The 734-nt window shown below is 76.0% G+C and carries 2 protein-coding genes; both read right to left on the reverse strand.

Annotated elements, in window-relative coordinates:
- On the reverse strand, positions 1 to 338 hold a 338-nt coding region (locus AC2W7G_RS17700), incomplete at its 3' end, for a helix-turn-helix domain-containing protein (protein ID WP_485869585.1).
- Between the two features lie 16 nt (positions 339 to 354).
- Positions 355 to 734 (reverse strand): hypothetical protein (locus AC2W7G_RS17705; protein ID WP_485869586.1); only part of this gene is annotated, 380 nt, incomplete at its 5' end.

The raw sequence follows: 734 nt of genomic DNA on the forward strand, positions 1-734 counted from the left end.
GCCGGCGGGTGGGCGGCCCGGTACGCCGTGGGCGTGACCCCGTACGCCCGGCCGAACGCGGTCGTGAAGGTGCCGACGCTGCTGAACCCGACCTCGACGCACACCCGCGCGACCGGGTGGTCGGTGCGCCGCAGCAGGGACGCGGCCCGCTCCAGCCGCCGGCTCTGCAGGTACGCGCCCGGGGTCAGCCCGAAGGTCGCGGTGAACGCGCGGGTGAAGTGCGACCGCGACAGACCGGCCGCCGCGGCCATGTCGGCGACGGTGATCGGCTCGTGGTGGTGCGCCGTGGCGAAGTCCTGGGCGCGCAGCAGGTGCCGGGCCGGGGGCAGCGGGGCCATGGCGCCCAGCATGGCATCAGAACAGCGGCACGAGGACCAACGCGGTGGCCCAGCTGACGAAGCTGCCGACGAGGACGTACTCGGCCGCGTGGCCGGGCGCGTCGCGCGAAATCTCCGGGAAGCGCAGGATGCCCTTGGCCGCGACGACCGCCGCCAGGGCGCCGTACTCGCCGGCCAGCGCCATGGCGAACAGCAGGATGCGCTCGATCGGGCCGAGCACGCGGCCGCCCTGCAGGCTGCGCTCCTGGGCGATCACCTCGGCGCCGGTGGCGGTGAGGACCATGCGCACCACGACGTTGGCCGTGCCGACCAGGGTCAGGAGCGTCGCCGCGCCGAGCAGCGCGCGGGGCCGGGTCGACGCCGTCGAGGGCGGGGCAGGTCGAGCCGCGGCGTACC

Source organism: Aeromicrobium sp. PFPM2_SD2 (assembly GCF_057364525.1).